Raw genomic sequence first — 17,916 nt, forward strand, 5'->3', positions numbered from 1 at the left:
GCGAAACCGCGCCAAAGACGCGGAGCGAAGCTGCCCCCCTCAGCCGCCGATGTAGCGTCCCGGGGCGAGCACACCGCTCGGATCGAGCAGCTGCTTGAGCTCGCGGACGAGCGCATCGGTGTCGCCACGACCTTCGGGCAGGGCGTCCATGGAGTGGATGCCGAGCCGCCACGGGATCCAACCGCGGGCGATACACGCGTCGAGGATCGCGTCGTGGCACGCCATGGCGCGGGCGTCATCGCCCTCGACGTCGCGGTCGTAGATGAGCAAGATGATGAAGTAGGCGACGCGCTCGTGCTGGACGACCCAGCTAAACAGCGGCTCGAAGCCGTGCGCGCTGATGAGCTGCTCGACGATCCTGGACGCCTCGGCGACCTGCGGGCCGTGAAGCGGGATCAGCGGGCACGCCCAGATCACCCCGCAGCGGTCGCGTTCGGGGCTCTGAAAGCCCGGCGTCGCGTCCCGCTTGCGCCAATACATGCTGCGCTGGCTCGCGACCGAAGGCCGACCGCTCATCATCGCGAAGGCCGTGCTCACGTCGCCGAAGGGCGCGAGGGTCGAGGGCGATCCCTCGAGCAGCAGGTCGCGGATCTCCTCGCTGCCCTGGGTCTGGAAGGCCACGGCCAGGGTGTCGGTGACGGGTCCGAGGACCTCGTGAAGTCGCGCGGCGTTGCCCTCGGCCTGCTTGATGTGGGCGGAGTAGAGCGTCGTCAACCCGAACCATGCGCCGCCTTCGGGCATGAGCGCGCCGAGGTCCTCCCGCGTCAGAGGTGGGGTTTGGTGTTCCCATGGGAACAGACCGCGGGCGGAGAACGCTCGAAAATCGTTCCAAATTCCAGCCCCTGCGCCGAGCGTCCCCTCGAGCCGGAGCTGGCGCATCGCATCGATGAGCGGCGCCAGGCCAGCGGGGTCATCCACGCGGAAGCGAGCGATCTGCAAGACCCCGGGCCGGGGCTTGAGCCAGAAGGTCATGCGCGTGACGACCCCCAGGTTCGACTGGGCGAAGAGGCCGTCGAGGCTCGGCCCGACCCCCCAGCGATGGAGCGTGGCGGTGGCCGCCCGATCGAAGCGCGACATCCCCGTGTGGACCACCCGACCGTCGGGCAGCACGACCTCCAGACCGCAGGTGTGGGCGACGCGGTCTCCGTAGGGGCCGACCCCGTCGCCACGCTCGAGGGCGTTGGCCAGCGGACTCGACCACGGCGACGATCCCGTGATGTTGAAGAAGTAGCGCGAGCCCTGCTGATCCAAGAACTCGACGACCTGCTCGAAGGTGACGCCCGGCTCGATCGTGAGCGTCCCCATGTCTTCGCAGAAGTCGACGATTCGGTTCATCCGGCCGAGGTCGAGCACGCCGCATCGATCCTCGACCGGGACCCTGCTGCCGAGGCCCCAGTTGCACCCGCGGCTGCTCGGGTAGAGCGCAACGCCGCACGCGGTCGCGACGCGCAGGCAGCCCTGAACCTCGGCTCGGGTGGCCGGCCTCAGGATGACCGGGACGCGCTGATCGGTCGCGAAGGTCGCCGTCTGGGCCGCGCGGCGTTGGTCGGGATCCGTCAGCACCTGCTCGGGGCCGAGCAGCTCCGTCCACCCTGCGCACGCCCGCAGCCACGCGTCATCCGAAGTCCTGGGGGTCATCACCTTCATCACCTGACCCTCGCTCATGACGCCGCCATGGATCCGCCGCCGACGGCGTAGAGCGAGCGCGGACGCGCGGGCGCGACCGCGCCCAGCCCGGGCGCGTCGCTGTGCATGGGCACGACCAACAGATCCACTTTGGACGTGGCGATCGCGGTCGCACGGGTGACGGCCGGCCACGCACCGAGGTGGACGAGGTCTCCGGGGCCAAACACGGTCAGCGAGCCCCGGTCACCGAACACCTCGACCTCGCCGCGGACCACGATGTGGGCCTCGGCTTGCCGGGGCTCGGGGACGCGCTCCCCCGGACACAAGAACACGCGTTCGCAGCCAGGAAGGACCGACCACGCGGTGTGGCGGTCGACGAAGGCGCCGAGGCGACCCGCGAGCTTGTCCAGCTTCAGGATGACCGGGACGAAGGGAATGTTGGTCGGCTCGTGGGTCAGGACCCCGGCGAGGGGCTGAAAACCCAGCTCGAGGAAACCGTCGAGGACCTCCGGGTTGACCGTACCGAGCAGGTGGGTCAGCCCGCTGTGAACGGCTTGGTAGATGCACATCCCCAGCAAGGAGGTGGTCAGGCGCGGCATCCCTTGCCACTCGCGCTCGACAGCCAGCATCGAGCCGCTGCCGACCTGGGCGTCGGCGGGCAGGTAGGGCGCAAAGTCGAAGTACTCGTTGGCGTGGGTGCCGGCTCCCAGATCACGGCCGAAGCGCACGGTCCCGACCGCCCGCCCGTCGACCTCAGCAAGCATGAGGATCGTGCCCGGGAGCGCGTCGAAGTGGTCGTACAAGCGTCCGTGGGGACGGGGCTCCATGTAGCCCCCCTCGTCGACGTACACCTTGTGCCGCAGGCGGAACAGTTGGTCGATATCCGTGGCTGAGCGCGCAATCTTTACATGAACCGACATGGCGTCCCTTTCCGTACAAGAGGAGTGATTCCAGTGACACTGTAATCTGAGGAGACACCCCGGTCAACACTTTTGCGGTAATAAATCCAGGATTTATGGATTTTTGTACGTGCACATCGCGCGATCTTGCACATATGCCGCTAAATAAACCGGATTTGACGATCAGCTCACCACGAGCTCGATAATGAGCACATCACGCCGACCTCCACACCCAGCCAGATTCCACAAATGCTGGAATTACAATTCTGTTAGCACTGGATACCGTGTGCGAAATCGCGCCGCGCCTGTACCACCGTACAGCCGCAACTGTCCCGATTCGTACAGCTATGACCGATCAACCACAATCGCGTGGTCGACGCCTACCCACGCCTGGCCTGCCCGCGAAGGGGGTCCTCACCTGATCGGGATGCAGACCGGCGCTTTGTCGGAGTCGTTGGCCTCGTCGCACTCGTTGAGCTCGCCCTGGCCCATGCCGTCGTCGTCGACGACCGCCCACACGACCGCGCCCTCGAGGGCCTGCCCGCTGTCGAGGGTCACGGTCTCCTTGGCCCCGGCCGGGAGCTGGTTTTGGGTCTCGACCGTGCCGAGGTAGCCGAGGGTCTCCTCATAGAACGAGACGTTGACCCCGGCCCCGACGCCGAGGCAGCCGAGGTTGGCGACGTCGACCGAGAGCACGAGGTTGGGGCACATCAGCAGCTCCGCGCGCATGTCGAAGAGCACGAGGTTCGGCGCGCAGAAGTCCGAGGCGCCCTGCACGTTGCGGCGGTAGCCATTGTAGGGATCGTCCATCGGGAACAGCCACGAGCTCTCCTCGTGCACCGGGATCGAGCCGTCGATCCCAACATTGGTGATGTGGTAGCTGTGCTGGTTCCAGACCGGGCGGGTGCTGACCCAGTTGTCGAGCGCGTCGCCCCAGATCTCGATGCCAGCGTCGAGGCCCCAGGAGACGTCGGAGTTGGTCGAGAACACCAGCTCGGCCTTGAAGTCGCCGTCGACGTCGGCGACGACCGGGTACTCGGTCCGCGTGCGCGAAGTGTTGGGATCCTTAAACAAGACCTCGGAGTCGTCCATGACCCCGTCGCAGTTCGGGCCCGGGGGATCGAGCTCGCAGTCGGGCTCGACGCCGGGGTAGATGCGGATGAATTTCTCGTCGTTGTAGATGACCTCGTTGCGGCCGTCGCCGTCGAAGTCGAACACCGAGGAGCCGGTCACCCGCGAGGAGTCGTCCTCGGTCGCGGCCCGCCACAGCTCGGTGAAGGTCACGCCGTCGAACTCCATGACGATGTAGTTGGTCGAGCCCGCGGTCGCGACGTCGGGCTGGCCGTCACCGTTGAAGTCGGCGATGTTGGGCGCGCCGCCGCGATCGGAGGAGCCAGGGATGTTGGCCTGATCGATCGTCGCCCCAGTCTGGCCGTCGAGCGCGTAGATGTTGCCGCCGCGGACGAGGATGACCTCGGCCATGCCGTCGTCGTCGAAGTCGGCGACCCCGCAGCGACCGTCGCCGACCTGCGCCTCCCACCAGATCGAGCCGCTGAAGTCGCCGCCTTCGACCGTGCCCGTGGTCTTGTAGGCCGTGTTGCCGCCGATCAGCTCGGGCCGGAAGTCGCCGTCGAGGTCGGCGACGCAAGAGATCGGGCCCTGGCCGTCGCGGCCGATCCCAGCCCCGCCCTCCCACAGCAGCGCGCCGTTGTTCGAGTAGACCGCCGCGCCAAAGATGATCTCGGGCGGCCCGAAGCCGTCCATGTTGGCGATCGCTACCGCGCCGCTGTTCTCTCCGCCGACGAAGGCGTCGGAGGTCCACATCGGCGTGCCGTCGTTGTCGATCGCCACGAGGTAGCCGCCCGCGCCCTGCACCACGACCTCGGGGAGCCCGTCCTCGTCGATGTCGCCGACGGCGGGGTTGGCGGTCGAGTCGCTGTGGAAGGCGGGGTCGGTCACCGACCACAGCTGCTCACCGGTGGCGCCGTTGATCGCCCGGACCACGCCCTGGCTGCTGATCGTGTTCGCGATGTAGGTGTTGAAGATGATCTCGGGCACGCAGTCGCCGTCGAGATCGGCGACGACGGGGATCGACGAGACGTGGACGTTGGCCGGCGCGTCGGCCGGTGGCAGGTGGGGCCAGGTGACCGTGCAAGTGCCGTCCATGCAGACCTCTGCGGTCTGACACGCGTCGTCGTCGTCGCACGCGACCTGCTTGCGCTCGCCCCAGGTGAACTCGGGCCGCGGCGCGAACTGGCTGGGCGGCGGGATGTACTGACAGTTGGGGTCGGCCAGCGAGGGCACGCACAGCTCGAGCTCACCGTCGCAGGTGTAGCCGGGCTCGCAGGTCGACATCGCCTCCTTGGTCGCGCACGAGAACTCCTCGCACGGTCCATCCGGGATCACGCACTCGCCGAGGTAGCAGACCTGGTCGCCCTCGCAGCAGATGTCGGCCGGCCCGCAAGCAGGCACGCCGCCGCAGTCGTCGGCGCAGGCGCCCTCGAAGCAGACCTGCCCGCCCTCGCAGCACTCGTCGCCGCACTCGAGCTGCTCCTCGGTGCACATCGGGCCCGAGGTGTCGTCCTCGCTGGTGTCCGAGGTCTCGGCGTCGGCGCTGCCCGAGTCCTCGGTGCCCGCGGTCACGCCGACCGTGGTCAGGCCGGTCCCCTCGCCGGCCTCGTCAGCTTGGACGCCGTCGTCACCGCAGGCGGCGACCGCGCACGCGACGGCCAGACCGAAGCACAGGTTGAGGCTCGGGCTCGAGAAGATCACAGGCATTCGCATGCCCGGAGCGTACCGCCTGGCGGCGCCCCGGGTCACGGGGCCTGGCCCACGCCGTCGCGGAGGCTCAGGGCCGCGGTCCGTGGTGGTGATCGACCGACCACTTCCGGTTCTCGCCCACCGCCGAGCTCCCGCCACAGGTCCCCCAGCCGCAGCGCTGCCCCTCGGGCTTGCAGCGCGTGCCGTCCTCGGGGACCGCCTCCGGGCACTTGGGGTCGACCTCGCGGCAGGCCCAGCGCGGGTAGCTTTCCTCGGGCAGCAGCTCGACGCCCGTGCACGGGCTGGTGCAGTGGCAGTGGGTCCGGCCGACCACGCACCGCTCGCCGAAGTTCGCGCTCGCGCGCCCGGCCGCACACTCGCTCGGTCCGAGCTCGCTCTCGAGTTCGCGGTCGACGGCGTCCGCGTGCTCGGCAGCGCCGTCGCCGGTGTCGGGCGGGGCCGCGCCCTCGTTGGGGTTGCAGGCGACCAGGCCCAGCAGCCCGGGGTGCAATGCATCGTGTCGCCTCGCGCCGGAATTTTCGCCGAGAGCGCGAAGCCAAAACGCCGCTGTACCGGGCGTACTGCAAGTTTTGGCGACAAAGCCCTCGGCGAAAAGGCCAAGCGAGGCGGCGCGAGGCATTGCACCCCGGGCTGCTAGGAGCAGGCGCGTCAGCGACATGCCCGGAGTGCACTACACCGACGGTCTCCACCGTGGCCCGAACCCCGGCCACCCCCACAATGGCCCGAATCCCGGCCACTCTCGAGACCCCAATTGGACCCTCAGAACATTGCCGCACTCCCCTTCAAATGGCATTGGATCAACATGCCCGGCCCCATCCACCAAGGTCTCCTTTTTCTCCTCAAACAAAACCCATATCTGGTATTCGATCTCGCCCATGACTTCGACACCCAAATCCCTCCCCAACACAACAAATTCGAAATTGCATCCAACGAGATACCCAGCCCAGCAAAAGATGGGAACATTCTTCATGCCGACTGGCTCGTCGCCGCTGTATGCGAGAAACAGCCCGCCCTCCGCCGCGTCGCGGGTCTCGCGGTCGAGGTTCAAACCACCGACGACGTGCTCAAGCTCTACAGCTGGCTCAGCTACGCCGCTGGCGTCCGCAACGTGTTCAGGTGCCGTGGCTGGACGATCGTGTTCGCGCCCGACGCCGACGTCCGGCGGCGCGCCCAGAACATGTTCGCAGCCGAACCACGCGCATCACCGTGGTTCGTGGAGCCTCACATGCTCCCGCCGATCCACGACGTGGAGCAGGCGGCCAAAGACATCGACCGGGCGGTGCTCACCGCGGTCTTTCATGCGCGCTCCGAACTCGGGGTGGCCTGTATTCGGGCCACCCTCGAGGCCATGAGGAAAGTGGCGCACAAACACCGAAGGGTCTATGGTGACCTCATGCGCGCGATGATGACCGAGGAACAACTCGAACAGATCCCCGAGCGCCTGTTCGAGATCGACGACGAGGCCCCGCTCGGCCCGATGGAGTTGACCGGCGCCTACTACGTCCGGGGTCACCGCGAAGGCCGCGAAGAAGGCCGCTGTGCGGAGGCACGCAAGCTGATCTTGCGCGTGCTCGAGCGCCGGAGCGTAGCCCTCGACGAGGACCAACGCCACCGGATCGAGACCGCCAGCGATCTATCAACCCTGGAGACTTGGCTCGACCGAGCGCTCACAGCGTCGAGCACGGCCGAGCTCTTCGGGTCGCGGCCAGACGATCAGGACATCGGCCGGTAGACCTCGCGCTCGCTCGGCTCCTCGCCGGCCAGAAACTGGGGCCGCTGGTGATACTCCTGAAGCGAGACCGCCTCGAGCACGCGGCCGCCGACGCGGGCCGACTCGATCGCGTAGGTCGCCGCGTGGGCCCCGGCGATCGTCGTGAAGTAGGGGATGTTCGCGCCCAGGGCCGTGCGCCGAATCGACAGCGAGTCGCGGATCGCCTGCTCACCCTGGCTGGTGTTGATGACCAGCGCGACCTCGCCGTTGACCATGCAATCGACGATGTGCGGCCGGCCCTCGAGCACCTTGTTGACGGTCTCGCACTCGATCCCGGCCCCACGCAGCTCGGCCGCGGTCCCGCGCGTGGCCAGGAGCGAGAAGCCGAGGCGGCGCAGGTGCTTGGTCACCGGGATCACGGCCTGCTTGTGGGGATCGCCCACGCTCACGAACACGACCCCCGCTTGGGGCAAGTTGACCCCGGCCCCGGCCATGCCCGCGTGAAAGGCCGCGCCGAAGTCCATGGCGATGCCCATGACCTCACCGGTGCTGCGCATCTCCGGCGACAGCAACACGTCGACGCCGGGGAACTTCATGAATGGGAACACCGGGACCTTGACCGAGACGTGCTCGGGCACGCGCTCGCGGACGCCGAGCTCGGCGAGGGTCGCCCCGGTCCCGACCAACGCGGCGATCTTGGCGAAGGGCGTGCCGGTCGCCTTCGACACGAACGGCACCGTCCGTGACCCACGCGGGTTGACCTCGATGATGTAGAGGCGCTCGCCCTTGAGGGCGTATTGAACGTTCATCAGGCCGACGACGCCGAGCTCGCGGGCGAGGGCCACGGTCGTCTCGCGGATCGCCGTGACGATCGCGGCCGAGACCGAGACGGGCGGCATGCAGCAGGTCGAGTCGCCCGAGTGGATCCCGGCCTCCTCGACGTGCTCCATGACCCCGGCGATGACCACGTCCTTGCCGTCGGCGACCGCGTCGACGTCAAACTCGATCGCGTTGGCCAAGAACTCGTCGATCAGGACCGGGTGATCGGGCGAGGCCCGGACCGCGAGGTTCATGTAGTTGGTCAGCTGCGCGTCGGAGTGGACGATCTCCATGGCCCGGCCGCCGAGCACGTAGCTGGGCCGGACGAGGACCGGGTAGCCGATCTGGTGGGCGATCGTGAACGCCTCGTCGGACGAGCGCGCGACGCCCCAGCGCGGCGCGTGGAGGCCGAGGCGGCTGACGAGCTCGCCGAAGCGGCCGCGATCCTCGGCCCGGTCGATCGAGTCGGCGGCGGTCCCGAGCAGGCGGTAGCCGGCGCGCTCGATCGCCGAGGCCAGCTTGAGCGGGGTCTGGCCGCCGAATTGCACGAGCACCCCGACGATCTCACCGCGCGCGCGCTCGGTGTCGAGGATGTCGAGCACGTTCTCGCGCGTGAGCGGCTCGAAGTAGAGCCGGTCGCTGGTGTCGTAGTCGGTCGAGACCGTCTCGGGGTTGCAGTTGACCATGATGGTCTCGAACCCGGCGTCGCGCAGGGCGAACGCGGCGTGACAGCAGCAGTAGTCGAACTCGATGCCCTGACCGATGCGGTTGGGCCCGCCGCCGAGGATCACGACCTTCTTGCGATCCGAGACCGCCGACTCGTCCTCGTCTTCGTAGCACGAGTACAGATAGGGCGTGTGGGCCTCGAACTCGGCCGCGCAGGTGTCGATGACCTTGTAGACCGGGCGGATCCCAACCTGCAGCCGGCGCTCGCGGACCGCGTCTTCGGAGGTCTGGCACAGCGCGGCGATCCGCGGATCGGCCAGGCCCGCGCGCTTGGCCTCGAGCAGCAGCTCGGCCCTGCAGACCTGCCCGCGCTTGCCCCTTGCGATGCGCTGCTCGAGCTCGACGATCGCGGCGACGTGATGCAGGAACCACGGGTCGATGCCGGTCCGCTCGTGGACGGTGTCGATGCTCATGCCCTGGCGCAGGGCCTCGCCGATCAGCCACAGGCGCTGCGGCGTCGGCCGGCTGATCAGCGACTCGAGCCGATCGAGGTCGCGCGAGCCGAGCTCGACGTCAAAGCCCCAGGTCTCGGTCTCCATGCTCCGCATGGCCTTGCCGAGCGACTCGCGGACCGTGCGGCCGATCGCCATGGCCTCGCCGACGGACTTCATCTGGATCGTGAGGGTGTCGTCGGCGCCCTTGAACTTCTCGAAGGTGAAGCGCGGGATCTTGGTCACGATGTAGTCGATGCTCGGCTCGAAGCTGGCCGGCGTGACCTTGGTGATGTCGTTGTCGAGCTCGTCGAGGGTGTAGCCGACGGCGAGCTTGGCCGCGAACTTGGCGATCGGGAACCCGGTCGCCTTCGACGCGAGCGCCGACGAGCGGCTGACCCGGGGGTTCATCTCGATCACGATCATCCGGCCCGAGCTCGGCTCGAGCGCGAACTGGATGTTGCAGCCCCCGGTCGTCACCCCGATCTCGTCGACCACGGCCCGGGCCGCGTCGCGCATGGCCTGGTACTCCTTGTCGGTCAGGGTCAGGGCCGGCGCCATCGTGATCGAGTCGCCGGTGTGGACGCCCATCGGGTCGAGGTTCTCGATCGCGCAGATGACGACGAAATTGCCGCTTTGGTCGCGCATGACCTCGAGCTCGTACTCCTTCCAGCCGAGGACCGACTCCTCGATCAGGGCCTCGGACCGGAGCGACTCCGACAGCGCGTGCCCGGCCATGTGCTCGAACTCCTCGCGGTTGTAGGCGATCGCGGCCCCGGCCCCGCCCATCGTGAAGCTCGGGCGGATGATCGCCGGGAAGCCGATCTCGTCGAGGGCCGCGCGCGCCTCCTGCATCGTGTGGACGTAGGCCGAGCGCGGCACGTCGAGGCCGATCTCGATCATCGCGGCCTTGAAGCGATCGCGGTCTTCGGCCTTCTCGATCACCTCGAGCGGGGCCCCGAGCAGCTCGACGCCGTGGTGCTCGAAGATCCCCCGGCGCCCGGCCTCGAGCGCGAGGTTGAGCGCGGTCTGGCCCCCGACGGTCGGCAGGACCGCGTCGGGCTTGGCCTTGCGCAGGACCTGATCGAGATCCTCGGGCGTCAGCGGCCGGATGTAGGTCTCGTCGGCCAGCTCCGGATCGGTCATGATCGTGGCCGGGTTGGAATTGATCAGCACGACCTCGTAGCCCTCTTCGCGGAGGGCCTTGATCGCCTGAGTGCCAGAGTAGTCGAACTCGCAGGCCTGACCGATGACGATCGGGCCGGAGCCAAGGACGCAGATTCGCTTGATGTCGGCGCGACGGGGCATGGAGGCTCGCTCGATCGCGCGCTACTTACCTGGTCAAAGGACCACGCGCAACGGCGCTACCTCCGTGTCCGCGAGCAGCCTGTGGCGCATTGCACCCCGGGCTGCTAGCGCCGCGTGAGCATCTTGCCGTCGAAGGCGTGGTCGTCGTCGAGGTGCTTGCGGATCACCGCCGCGTGCTCCGACAGGTCCCAGCCCAGATCCGCGAACCCGTCGAGGATCCGCGAGCACAGCCGGACCGAGTCCTCGCCCGCGGCGTCGAGGTGTTTGATGAGCGCGCCCTTGGCCTGCTCCTCGGCGTTGGTGATCAGCGCGTCGACGCAGAAGAAGCGCACGTTCTCGTCGGGGTCGTCGAGGTAGGAGCTGAGGATCTCGCGGACGCGCTCGTCCTCGATCTCCTTGATGTGGGTCAGCATCTGGAGCTTGGCGCTGGGGTCTCGCTCGTAGACCGGCGGGTGGAACTCGAGCAGCGCGTCGAGGATCTCCCACTCTTCGCGCTCGTTGGCGACGTCCTCGACGATGCGCAGGGCCCAGGCGATGCCGTCGGCGTCCTTGCAAAAGCGCTTGATCGGCCCGAGCAAGGGCTTGCCGATCGCCGAGAGCCGGTTGTAGAGCCAGCCCTTCTCCTCCTCGTCGTCGATGCTCTTGCTCGCGTTCATCTCGAAGCGCTTGAGCAGCGCGACGTAGGCGTCCTCGCTCTGGCGCTCGAGCGCCTCGCGCTCGGGTGACCCCTCGGCCAGCTTCTCGGCCTTCTCCCAGCTCTGGGCGCCGAGCTTGAGCAGGTCTTCCATCGCGCCGTAGCGATCGACGGACTGGTTGTACTGGTTCGTGATGCGCTTGGTCAGCTTCTCGACCCGAGTCTTACCGCGACCGGATCCGAACAACATGTCTTTGAGTCCCACGGCTGCCTCGCTGCGTCGATTGCTTGGATGCCCCTCGGGCGCGGATGCGTCGGACGGAGCTCTCGTGCCGAATTCTCGGCTTTTACCTCTTGGACCCCGGCCCGGCAAGCATCAGCCGGTCTCGGTCCCGGCGTCCGTGCCAGTCTCGGTCCCGGTGTCCGTGCCGCCCTCTGTGGTGTCCGTGGTGTCCGTTTCGGACCCCGTCGCGCCCGTGGTCTCGGTGCCGGCCGAGTTCCCGCCGAGCGCGCAGCTCCCGAGCGCGGCCTCGATGTCGGAGCCAATCCGGTGGCAGCAGTTGTCGGCCTCGCACTTGTAGTCCGGCGGGCAGCTGTCGTCGCCGTCAAACTCGCAGGAGAACAGCACGTCGTCGGACGGCGGCGTGAAGCAGGCCGCGAGGCCCAGGCCAAGCGCGAGGCCCAGGCCCAGGCCCAGCCCGAGGCCCGATCCCAGGCGCGCGCGCGTCGACCGTGAGCTGCGTGCGATGACGAACATGGCCATGTCAAAAGCGGAGGCCGAGCCCTCCGAGGCCCGGGTCGAGCCGCACGCGCGCGCTCTCGGAGCGGGCGGCTCGGCGGCGGCGGACCCCGTCGACCGAGAACAGGGCGATGCCTGCGATCAGCGTGGCCCCGCCCGCGATGATGAAGCCCCGCGCGATCCACTGGTAGGTCTGGCCCTGGCTGAGCAGACCCTCGTAATCGGCGGCCACGGGGCCGTAGAGGGTCGTGCGGCCGGTGTCGAGGTCGAAGCTGTAGGCCATGCGCTCGGCCTCGTCCTGCCGGGTCTCGGCGATGCCGGCCAAGATCCCGCCGGTCGTCGCGAGCGCGACCGCCGAGAAGGTCGTCCACCAGCCCGCCGCCTGGAGCTTGGGCACGCGCTCGGGCACACCAGCGAGATCGCTGTCGAGGCTCTCGCCCTCGAGGTCGGACTGGGCTCGCGCGGCGTTGGGGTCGTCGGGATCGACGACGGCTCCGGCCACGCCGCCGCCGGTCGGGACCCCGCTCGGCTCGAGCTCGGTGACCGTCGGCTGGAGGTCGCCCGGGGTGTCCCCCTCGGCGCCCGGCTCGGCCCCGCTCGCGGGGTCGCCCGCGCCCGGCTCGGCCTCGGGCTGTGACCCATCCGCGGCCGGGTCCGCGGCGGGCGCAGCCACCGACGGCAGCGGGGCCATGGCCACCGCCAACGCGAGCGCCGCGACAGCGACACGCGCTCGTCGGCGTCGGAGCGGGCCGGCGGCGCCCAGGACCCTGGGGCCTTCGATCGGCGGGGCGAGCATGCCGGCGGGAGAATAGCGGCCCGCTCGGGCGCGGCAAAGCCCCCACGCGTGTCCGTCGCAGCTCACAAATGCTATGCACCTACCCGTGGGCCGAGCGCACGCAGCGAGTAGGCTACTGAGGACGAGGACCTCACGCCCGGTGGTCTTGGTCGCCACCGCGCTCGCGCTCGGCTGCCCGGGCCCGAGCGGCACGGGGGGCGGCGCCGCGGAGGCGACCAAGTATCCCCCGGCCTCGGTCTACGAGATCGATCCGCAATTCTCGGGCGAGTGGACCGGCGACGTCGACGGGCTCCGGGGCACGCTCAACATCGGCGAGCTCGACGAGCGCGCGCTGTTCGGCTCCTTCGTGACCGACGACGGCGCGACCGAGTACACGCTGCTGCTCGCGCACACCCACGTCGACACCGACGAGGGCGGCGAGGTCCCGAGCAACCGCGCGACCTTCACCTGGCAAGACGGCCTCGGCAGCCGCGGCAAGGGCTGGCTGCTGATCAACCGCGAAGACACGGCGCTGACCGGATCCTTTGGCTACGGAGTCGCAACCGAGGGCCTCGGCGAGTGGAGCTTCGTGCGGGCGGGCTCCTAGCAGCCCGGGGTGCGAGCAGCCCGTGGTGCGGGCGGGGAAAGCTACCCGCCGCGCGCTCAATTGTGCGGGATCCTCCGCAGCTGGCCTCGGGCGTCGGCGGTGCCCGGCGAGCTTGGAGCCCGGGTCCTCACCGGCAGCCCGCGGCCCCACGCGATCAGCCCGAGGACGACGAGCATGCCCAGGGGCGCGATCATGCCCAGGCCATCGTAGAACCACAGATGGGTCGCGGCCGCGCCGAGCATGATGACCATCAAGCCGACCGCCGACCAGCCAGCGGTGCGCTTGAACAGCAAGCCGACCGCGCCGGCCATCTCGAGGATGCCGATCCCGGCGTCAACCCCGGGCGGGTAGCCCCACTCCTCGAATTGCGCCTGCATCCCGTCGCCGAGCTTGTAGGCGCCGAGCGTGAAGAACAGCATGGCCACGAAGATCGTGGCGAGCCACAGCACGATGTCGACGGGCTTGCTTCGCTGCGTCATCCCGACGCAAACGAGAGCAAGTGTCGTGCCGACGGCGCGGGCGGGCTCAGTGCACGAACAACTTGCCGGTCGCGGTTGGGTCGATCTGACCGCGGATGTCAGCCTGAGCGTGGAGCGTGATCGTGCACGCGCTCGTCGTCGTGTCGCAGTGCTCGGGCACCGGAACCTGGACCGTCAGCTCGCGCTCGTCGCCGGGCCCGATGTCTTGCTCGACCTCGACCCGGGTCTGCCCGAGCAGGTCGCGGCTCCACGCGGGCATGAGGTGGTTGCGCTCCTCGAGCTCGCGGGCCTGCTCCTCGGTCAGCGCGAGGCCCTGGGCGTCGGCCCAGTGGCGGTGGCGGACGATGACCCGCAGCACGATGCCCTCGACCCGCGCGGTCTTGGTCCCGCCACGGATCTGGAGCCGGGCCTCGGCGGTGCCGCCGGGGGCGACCTGCGCGGTCCAGCCCTCGTCGTCGTCCATGAACTCCACGCGGGCGCCCTCGTTGCCCAGCGTCTCACGCATCTTGTCGGAAAAGCCCATCGTGGTCTCGCGCTCCTGCTCGACCCACAGTAACAGCTGGGGTCACGGCGTGCCCGCCAAGATCTATTTGGCCGGCAGTTCGGCGTCGCGGGTGGCGCCCGCGGGCACCGTGCGGGGGTCGTTGAGCGTCTGCGGCGGATGCTCGAAGGCCTTGCCGTCGGTCCGGATCAGCTCGTCCTCGCCATCGCGGCCGCCCTCGACGACCTTGGCGAACTGAAAGCGAAAGTCCGTCCCCGTGCTCACGCCCTTGCCCGCGTCGAGCATGAAGCCCATCCGCTCACGCATGAGGTGGGGCTCGCCCGCGTCGACCCAAAAGTACAGCGCGCCCTTGATCTCGCCGTTGATCAGCTCGCCCTTGGGGCTGACCCGGCGCACGCGGCCGGCGTACTCGAGCTCGGCGCGGGCGCCCTCGGCCGTGTCCTCGAGCTTGGAGAGGCGCCAGGTCAGCTCGCGGGTCACGAGCGCGCCGCCTTGACGGGTCCGGCACACGTCCTTCCAGATCGCGCCGACGCCGACGGCCTCGGCGGGCAGCCGAATGCAGTAGAGGCGGTGGACCTGGCCGAGCATCTCGCCGATCTTCGGCGAGGCGTCGCCGACGACGGCGGTGTCGGTGATCCGCAGCCCGCTCGCGTCGACGCGGTGCGAGGTCCCGATCCCGGCGACCTGCTTCTCGTCGGCCTCGAGCCCGGACCCGGCCGGGGGCTCGGCCTCGTAGTTGCGGTACGCGTGGGTCGCCAGGCAGGTCCGCGCCGCGCCCTCGCCCTCGCAGTCGCTGAGCGTGACGTCCTCCTCGCGCGCGAAGCCGGTCGGCCTGTCGATCAGCGGCAGCTGCAGCATGCCGATCGTGGTCACGCGGTAGCGCGCGCCCTCGTCGAGGGCCAGGCGCAGCTCGACGCGCTTGTCCTCGGCGCCGGGGCTCAGGAGCCGGGCCGGGCCGTCCTGGGCCGGGATCGGGATCCCGTTGGCGTCGAGCTCCCACTCGGGCTCCTCGGGCTCGGGCGCGTTCCCCCCCTCGGCGTCGGCGCCGTCGGCCTCGGTGGTCTTGACGACCTCGGGCGCGCTCGGCCCGGCGTCGGCCCCCGCCTCGGCCTGTTCGTCGGCCTCCGCGAGCTTCGCGAGGTTGGACTCGTCTTTGGTGCAGGCGGACGCAGCGACCACGAGCGCGAGCGCGGCGAGGATGCGGGTGGCAGGACGGGGCGGCACGGACGCCGAGAATGGCATGCGTCAGGGCCCAGGGCCACGCCGACGCCGCTGTGCACCCAAACCCCCGGATTTTGCCCGGATTCGGCGGATGCGGCCCGATGCGGACGAACAAGAGCTACGCGGGCCCGAGCTCCTCGAGCATGGTGCTGACCACGCGGCGTTCGGCGGCCTCGGCCTCCGCCCGAGCGCCGAGCCTGGCGATCTGCCCGACCGCCGGTGACGCGTTGACCTCGAGCACGGTCGCGACCTCGACGGGCTGATCGAGCGGGTCGCCGCCGTCGACGAGCGGCAGGCGCAGATCCACGCCCGCGTGACGCAGCCCGATGTACCCGGCGATCTCGTTGGCGAGCTCGACCCAGCGCTGCGGCAGCTCGGGGACGAGCTCGCCGACGCAGCAGTGGTGCAAGTTGTAGATCGTGGTCGCGAAGTCGAGGCGCCGCCCATCCGCGAGGACCGAGTCGGGGCTCAGCTCGGCCCCGCGCAAGGTCTCGATCCACGGCGCGCTGGCCCGCAGCTTGGCCGCGAAGCTCGGGCTGCGCGCGCGGGGATCGGCGCGCTCGTGGAGCTCGATCAGCGTCGACCGCCCGTCGCCGACGAGCGCGAGCGGACGCCGGACATAGGCCAGCAGCAGCTCACGATCGAGGACGTCCACGCGCAGGTCGAAGCCGGGCACGGGCACCTGCGCGAGCGCGAGGCGGCCGACCTTCCACGCCTCGCTCAGCGCCCGCGCGAGGCCCTCTTCGTCCTCGACCACGATCACGGCCCGCCCGCGCGAACCACGGTTGGGCTTGACGATCAGCGGAAAGCCGTGACTCGAGGCCAAGGCGAGCGCGGGCGCGAGGCCGCGCTGATCGGGGTAGGGGTCGTTGCCGAGCGAGTCGAAGATCACCTCGGGCCCGAGGCAGCGCGCGCTGACGGGGACGCGGACGCCGAAGTGAGCCAGGACCCTCGCCGTGTAGTCCTTGTCGAGGGCGATCGCCGCGGCCGCGTGGTCGTTGATCGACGCGTGCGCGCCGTGCAGCACCCGCCTTCGCCCGTCGCGCTCGAGCAGCCACAGCCAGCCGGTCTCGGGGTCGAGGCACTCGACGCGCCAGCCGAGCTCACGAGCGATGTTCAGGCGCAGCGCGATCGTCGGCGTTCCGGGCTCGGGCTCGGGGGTCACGCGACGAAGGTAGACCAGGTCGGGCCGCCGCGCGGAGAATTCCGCCCCCGGCTCGCAACCGGCGCAGGCGCCGTCAAAGCACGCTCTCGGGCGCGTGGTTGTAGTGCTGTTCGACGAAGCACACGAGCGCGTCCATGTCGGGCGCGTCGAATTCGTAGACCCAATTCCAGGCGACCGCGGCGAAGCGGGGCCCGTCGAGCAGGGGATCCTCGGTCATCAACATGCGCCGGTCGGGCACGGCCGCCATGACCTCGCGGAGCAGCTCGAGCTCCGCCTCGCAGCCCTCGGGGCAGTTGTAGACCAAGACGATCGCGCCGTGCTCCATGTTGTGGACCCAATGGCCCCGAGCCACGGGCGTCTCGTGCTCCCCCCAGGTCTCCCAGGTCGGGTAGTGATCACCCGAATGCGGCGGGTTGTTGGTCCACTCGATGTCGCTGCCTTGCTCGACGTGAATCCCACCTTCGCTGCAAAAGCCCTCGCCAATGATCTCGGCGCAGCCCTCGATCTCGCTTGTCTCGGCGATCTTGCAGACGTCGCCGTCGCCGTCGCCGTCGCCGCCGCTGGTCTCGGCGTCGCCGTCGCCGTCGCCGTCGCCCGCGCCCTGGGTGTCGCCCTCGCCGGCCAGATCATCCGTACACGCCGACACGGAGCAACACAGCACAGTGACGAGGCAAGAGCACAGGCGCAGGCGAGACATGCGTCCTTATAACACCCGGCGCATCGGGCCGCGAACACCGGGTCCTGCAGCCTCGCCCGGGATGCGCGACCATGGCCCGGCATGACCGCCGACGAGCCCGACTACCTCGGCCCCTACCTCCGCGCCGTCGCCAGTCACGGACCCGGCTTCCCCGCGTTGCTCTACGGCTCCCGCGACATGCAGCAGCGGCGCTTCGCGGTGTTCACCGGGAGCATCGCCCTCGCCGGCCGACGGATCGCCGATCTCGGCAGCGGCCACGGCGATCTGCTCGCCTGGCTCGACGAGCAGGGCCTCGACTACGGCAGCTACGTCGGGGTCGAGGCCGTCGCCGAATTCGACACCATCGCCCGCGAGCGCGCGGCGGCCCGCGAGCTGCCCCGCGCGACCTTCATGCGCGGGGACTTCGTCCGCGAGACCGCGCTGTTCGACGCCCTCGTCCGCGAGCGCTCGATCGACACCATCGTGCTCAACGGCTCACTCAACACCCTCGACGAGGCGCGGGCCCTCGCCGTGCTCGAGCGCGCGTGGACGGCCCTGGCCTCGCGCCCCGCGGGCGTGCTCGGGTTCAATTTCTTGTCGGGCGGAGACGACTGGGAGCGGCCACCGACCCGACTCCCGCGACGCGACACCAAGCGCTGGCTCGCCTGGGCGCTCGAGCGGACCCCGCAGGTGATCTTCTACCAGCACTACCTCGGCGCCCACGATGCCACGTTGATCATGCACCGCGCGGGCTAGCAGCCCGGGCTGCTAGCACCCCGGGCTGCTAGCACCCCGGGCTGCTAGCAGCCCGGGCTGC

16 protein-coding genes are annotated in these 17,916 nt (G+C 69.5%); 3 read left to right on the forward strand and 13 right to left on the reverse strand.

Annotation, left to right across the window (positions count from 1 at the left end):
* Window positions 1-39 precede the first annotated feature (39 nt).
* The 4 genes from ENSA5_RS15735 to ENSA5_RS15750 form a co-directional block, all read right to left on the reverse strand.
* The gene (locus tag ENSA5_RS15735) at window positions 40-1,665 is read right to left on the reverse strand and encodes an FAD-binding oxidoreductase (protein WP_106392483.1); all 1,626 of its coding nucleotides are present in this window, start codon (window positions 1,663-1,665) and stop codon (window positions 40-42) included.
* A complete protein-coding gene (locus tag ENSA5_RS15740; RefSeq protein ID WP_146155742.1) occupies window positions 1,662-2,546 on the reverse strand; it encodes an N-acyl amino acid synthase FeeM domain-containing protein in 885 nt (294 codons plus the stop codon). The genes ENSA5_RS15735 and ENSA5_RS15740 overlap by 4 nt, the downstream gene beginning before the upstream one ends.
* 393 nt (window positions 2,547-2,939) lie before the next feature.
* The gene (locus ENSA5_RS15745; protein ID WP_258182876.1) at window positions 2,940-5,309 is read right to left on the reverse strand and encodes an FG-GAP-like repeat-containing protein; all 2,370 of its coding nucleotides are present in this window, start codon (window positions 5,307-5,309) and stop codon (window positions 2,940-2,942) included.
* A gap of 64 nt (window positions 5,310-5,373) precedes the next feature.
* On the reverse strand, window positions 5,374-5,796 hold the full coding sequence (locus tag ENSA5_RS15750) for a hypothetical protein (protein WP_106392485.1): 423 nt from the start codon (window positions 5,794-5,796) through the stop codon (window positions 5,374-5,376).
* Window positions 5,797-6,057: 261 nt separating this feature from the next.
* Here ENSA5_RS15750 and ENSA5_RS15755 point away from each other — a divergent pair, with 261 nt between their 5' ends.
* Entirely contained in the window at window positions 6,058-7,038 is a 981-nt protein-coding gene (locus tag ENSA5_RS15755; RefSeq protein ID WP_181197794.1) for a hypothetical protein, read from the forward strand.
* On the opposite strand, the gene carB is transcribed toward ENSA5_RS15755, so the two are convergent.
* The 4 genes from carB to ENSA5_RS15775 form a co-directional block, all read right to left on the reverse strand.
* A complete protein-coding gene (carB, locus tag ENSA5_RS15760) occupies window positions 7,020-10,301 on the reverse strand; it encodes a carbamoyl-phosphate synthase large subunit (protein WP_106392486.1) in 3,282 nt (1,093 codons plus the stop codon). The two genes, ENSA5_RS15755 and carB, sit on opposite strands and share 19 nt — an antisense overlap.
* 104 nt (window positions 10,302-10,405) lie before the next feature.
* Window positions 10,406-11,200, reverse strand: a complete 795-nt coding sequence (locus ENSA5_RS15765; RefSeq protein ID WP_146155743.1) for a HEAT repeat domain-containing protein — start codon at window positions 11,198-11,200, stop codon at window positions 10,406-10,408.
* A gap of 111 nt (window positions 11,201-11,311) precedes the next feature.
* Window positions 11,312-11,698, reverse strand: a complete 387-nt coding sequence (locus tag ENSA5_RS15770; protein ID WP_106392488.1) for a hypothetical protein — start codon at window positions 11,696-11,698, stop codon at window positions 11,312-11,314.
* Between the two features lies 1 nt (window position 11,699).
* Complete coding sequence (locus tag ENSA5_RS15775; protein WP_146155744.1) at window positions 11,700-12,365, reverse strand: hypothetical protein; 666 nt, start codon at window positions 12,363-12,365, stop codon at window positions 11,700-11,702.
* Between the two features lie 244 nt (window positions 12,366-12,609).
* Between ENSA5_RS15775 and ENSA5_RS15780 the strand changes: the two genes are divergently transcribed.
* On the forward strand, window positions 12,610-13,056 hold the full coding sequence (locus ENSA5_RS15780) for a hypothetical protein (RefSeq protein ID WP_106392490.1): 447 nt from the start codon (window positions 12,610-12,612) through the stop codon (window positions 13,054-13,056).
* Between the two features lie 56 nt (window positions 13,057-13,112).
* Here the strand turns inward: ENSA5_RS15780 and ENSA5_RS15785 are convergent, their stop codons facing one another.
* The 5 genes from ENSA5_RS15785 to ENSA5_RS15805 all read right to left on the reverse strand — a co-directional run bounded on the left by ENSA5_RS15785 (window position 13,113) and on the right by ENSA5_RS15805 (window position 17,120).
* Entirely contained in the window at window positions 13,113-13,535 is a 423-nt protein-coding gene (locus tag ENSA5_RS15785; protein WP_106392491.1) for a DoxX family protein, read from the reverse strand.
* Between the two features lie 46 nt (window positions 13,536-13,581).
* Window positions 13,582-14,040 (reverse strand): sporulation protein, encoded by a 459-nt coding sequence (locus ENSA5_RS15790; RefSeq protein ID WP_181197795.1) that lies wholly within the window; start codon window positions 14,038-14,040, stop codon window positions 13,582-13,584.
* Window positions 14,041-14,121: 81 nt separating this feature from the next.
* Window positions 14,122-15,261, reverse strand: a complete 1,140-nt coding sequence (locus ENSA5_RS15795) for a hypothetical protein (protein ID WP_106392493.1) — start codon at window positions 15,259-15,261, stop codon at window positions 14,122-14,124.
* Window positions 15,262-15,376: 115 nt separating this feature from the next.
* Window positions 15,377-16,423: an ATP-grasp domain-containing protein gene (locus tag ENSA5_RS15800; protein ID WP_106392494.1), complete on the reverse strand. Its 1,047-nt coding sequence runs from the start codon at window positions 16,421-16,423 to the stop codon at window positions 15,377-15,379.
* Window positions 16,424-16,496: 73 nt separating this feature from the next.
* Window positions 16,497-17,120 (reverse strand): thioredoxin-like domain-containing protein, encoded by a 624-nt coding sequence (locus ENSA5_RS15805; protein ID WP_181197796.1) that lies wholly within the window; start codon window positions 17,118-17,120, stop codon window positions 16,497-16,499.
* 81 nt (window positions 17,121-17,201) lie between these two features.
* Here ENSA5_RS15805 and ENSA5_RS15810 point away from each other — a divergent pair, with 81 nt between their 5' ends.
* Window positions 17,202-17,855: a class I SAM-dependent methyltransferase gene (locus ENSA5_RS15810; protein ID WP_106392496.1), complete on the forward strand. Its 654-nt coding sequence runs from the start codon at window positions 17,202-17,204 to the stop codon at window positions 17,853-17,855.
* Window positions 17,856-17,916 lie beyond the last annotated feature (61 nt).

The sequence above is a fragment of the Enhygromyxa salina genome (genome assembly GCF_002994615.1).
Taxonomy (GTDB): domain Bacteria; phylum Myxococcota_A; class Polyangia; order Nannocystales; family Nannocystaceae; genus Plesiocystis; species Plesiocystis salina_A.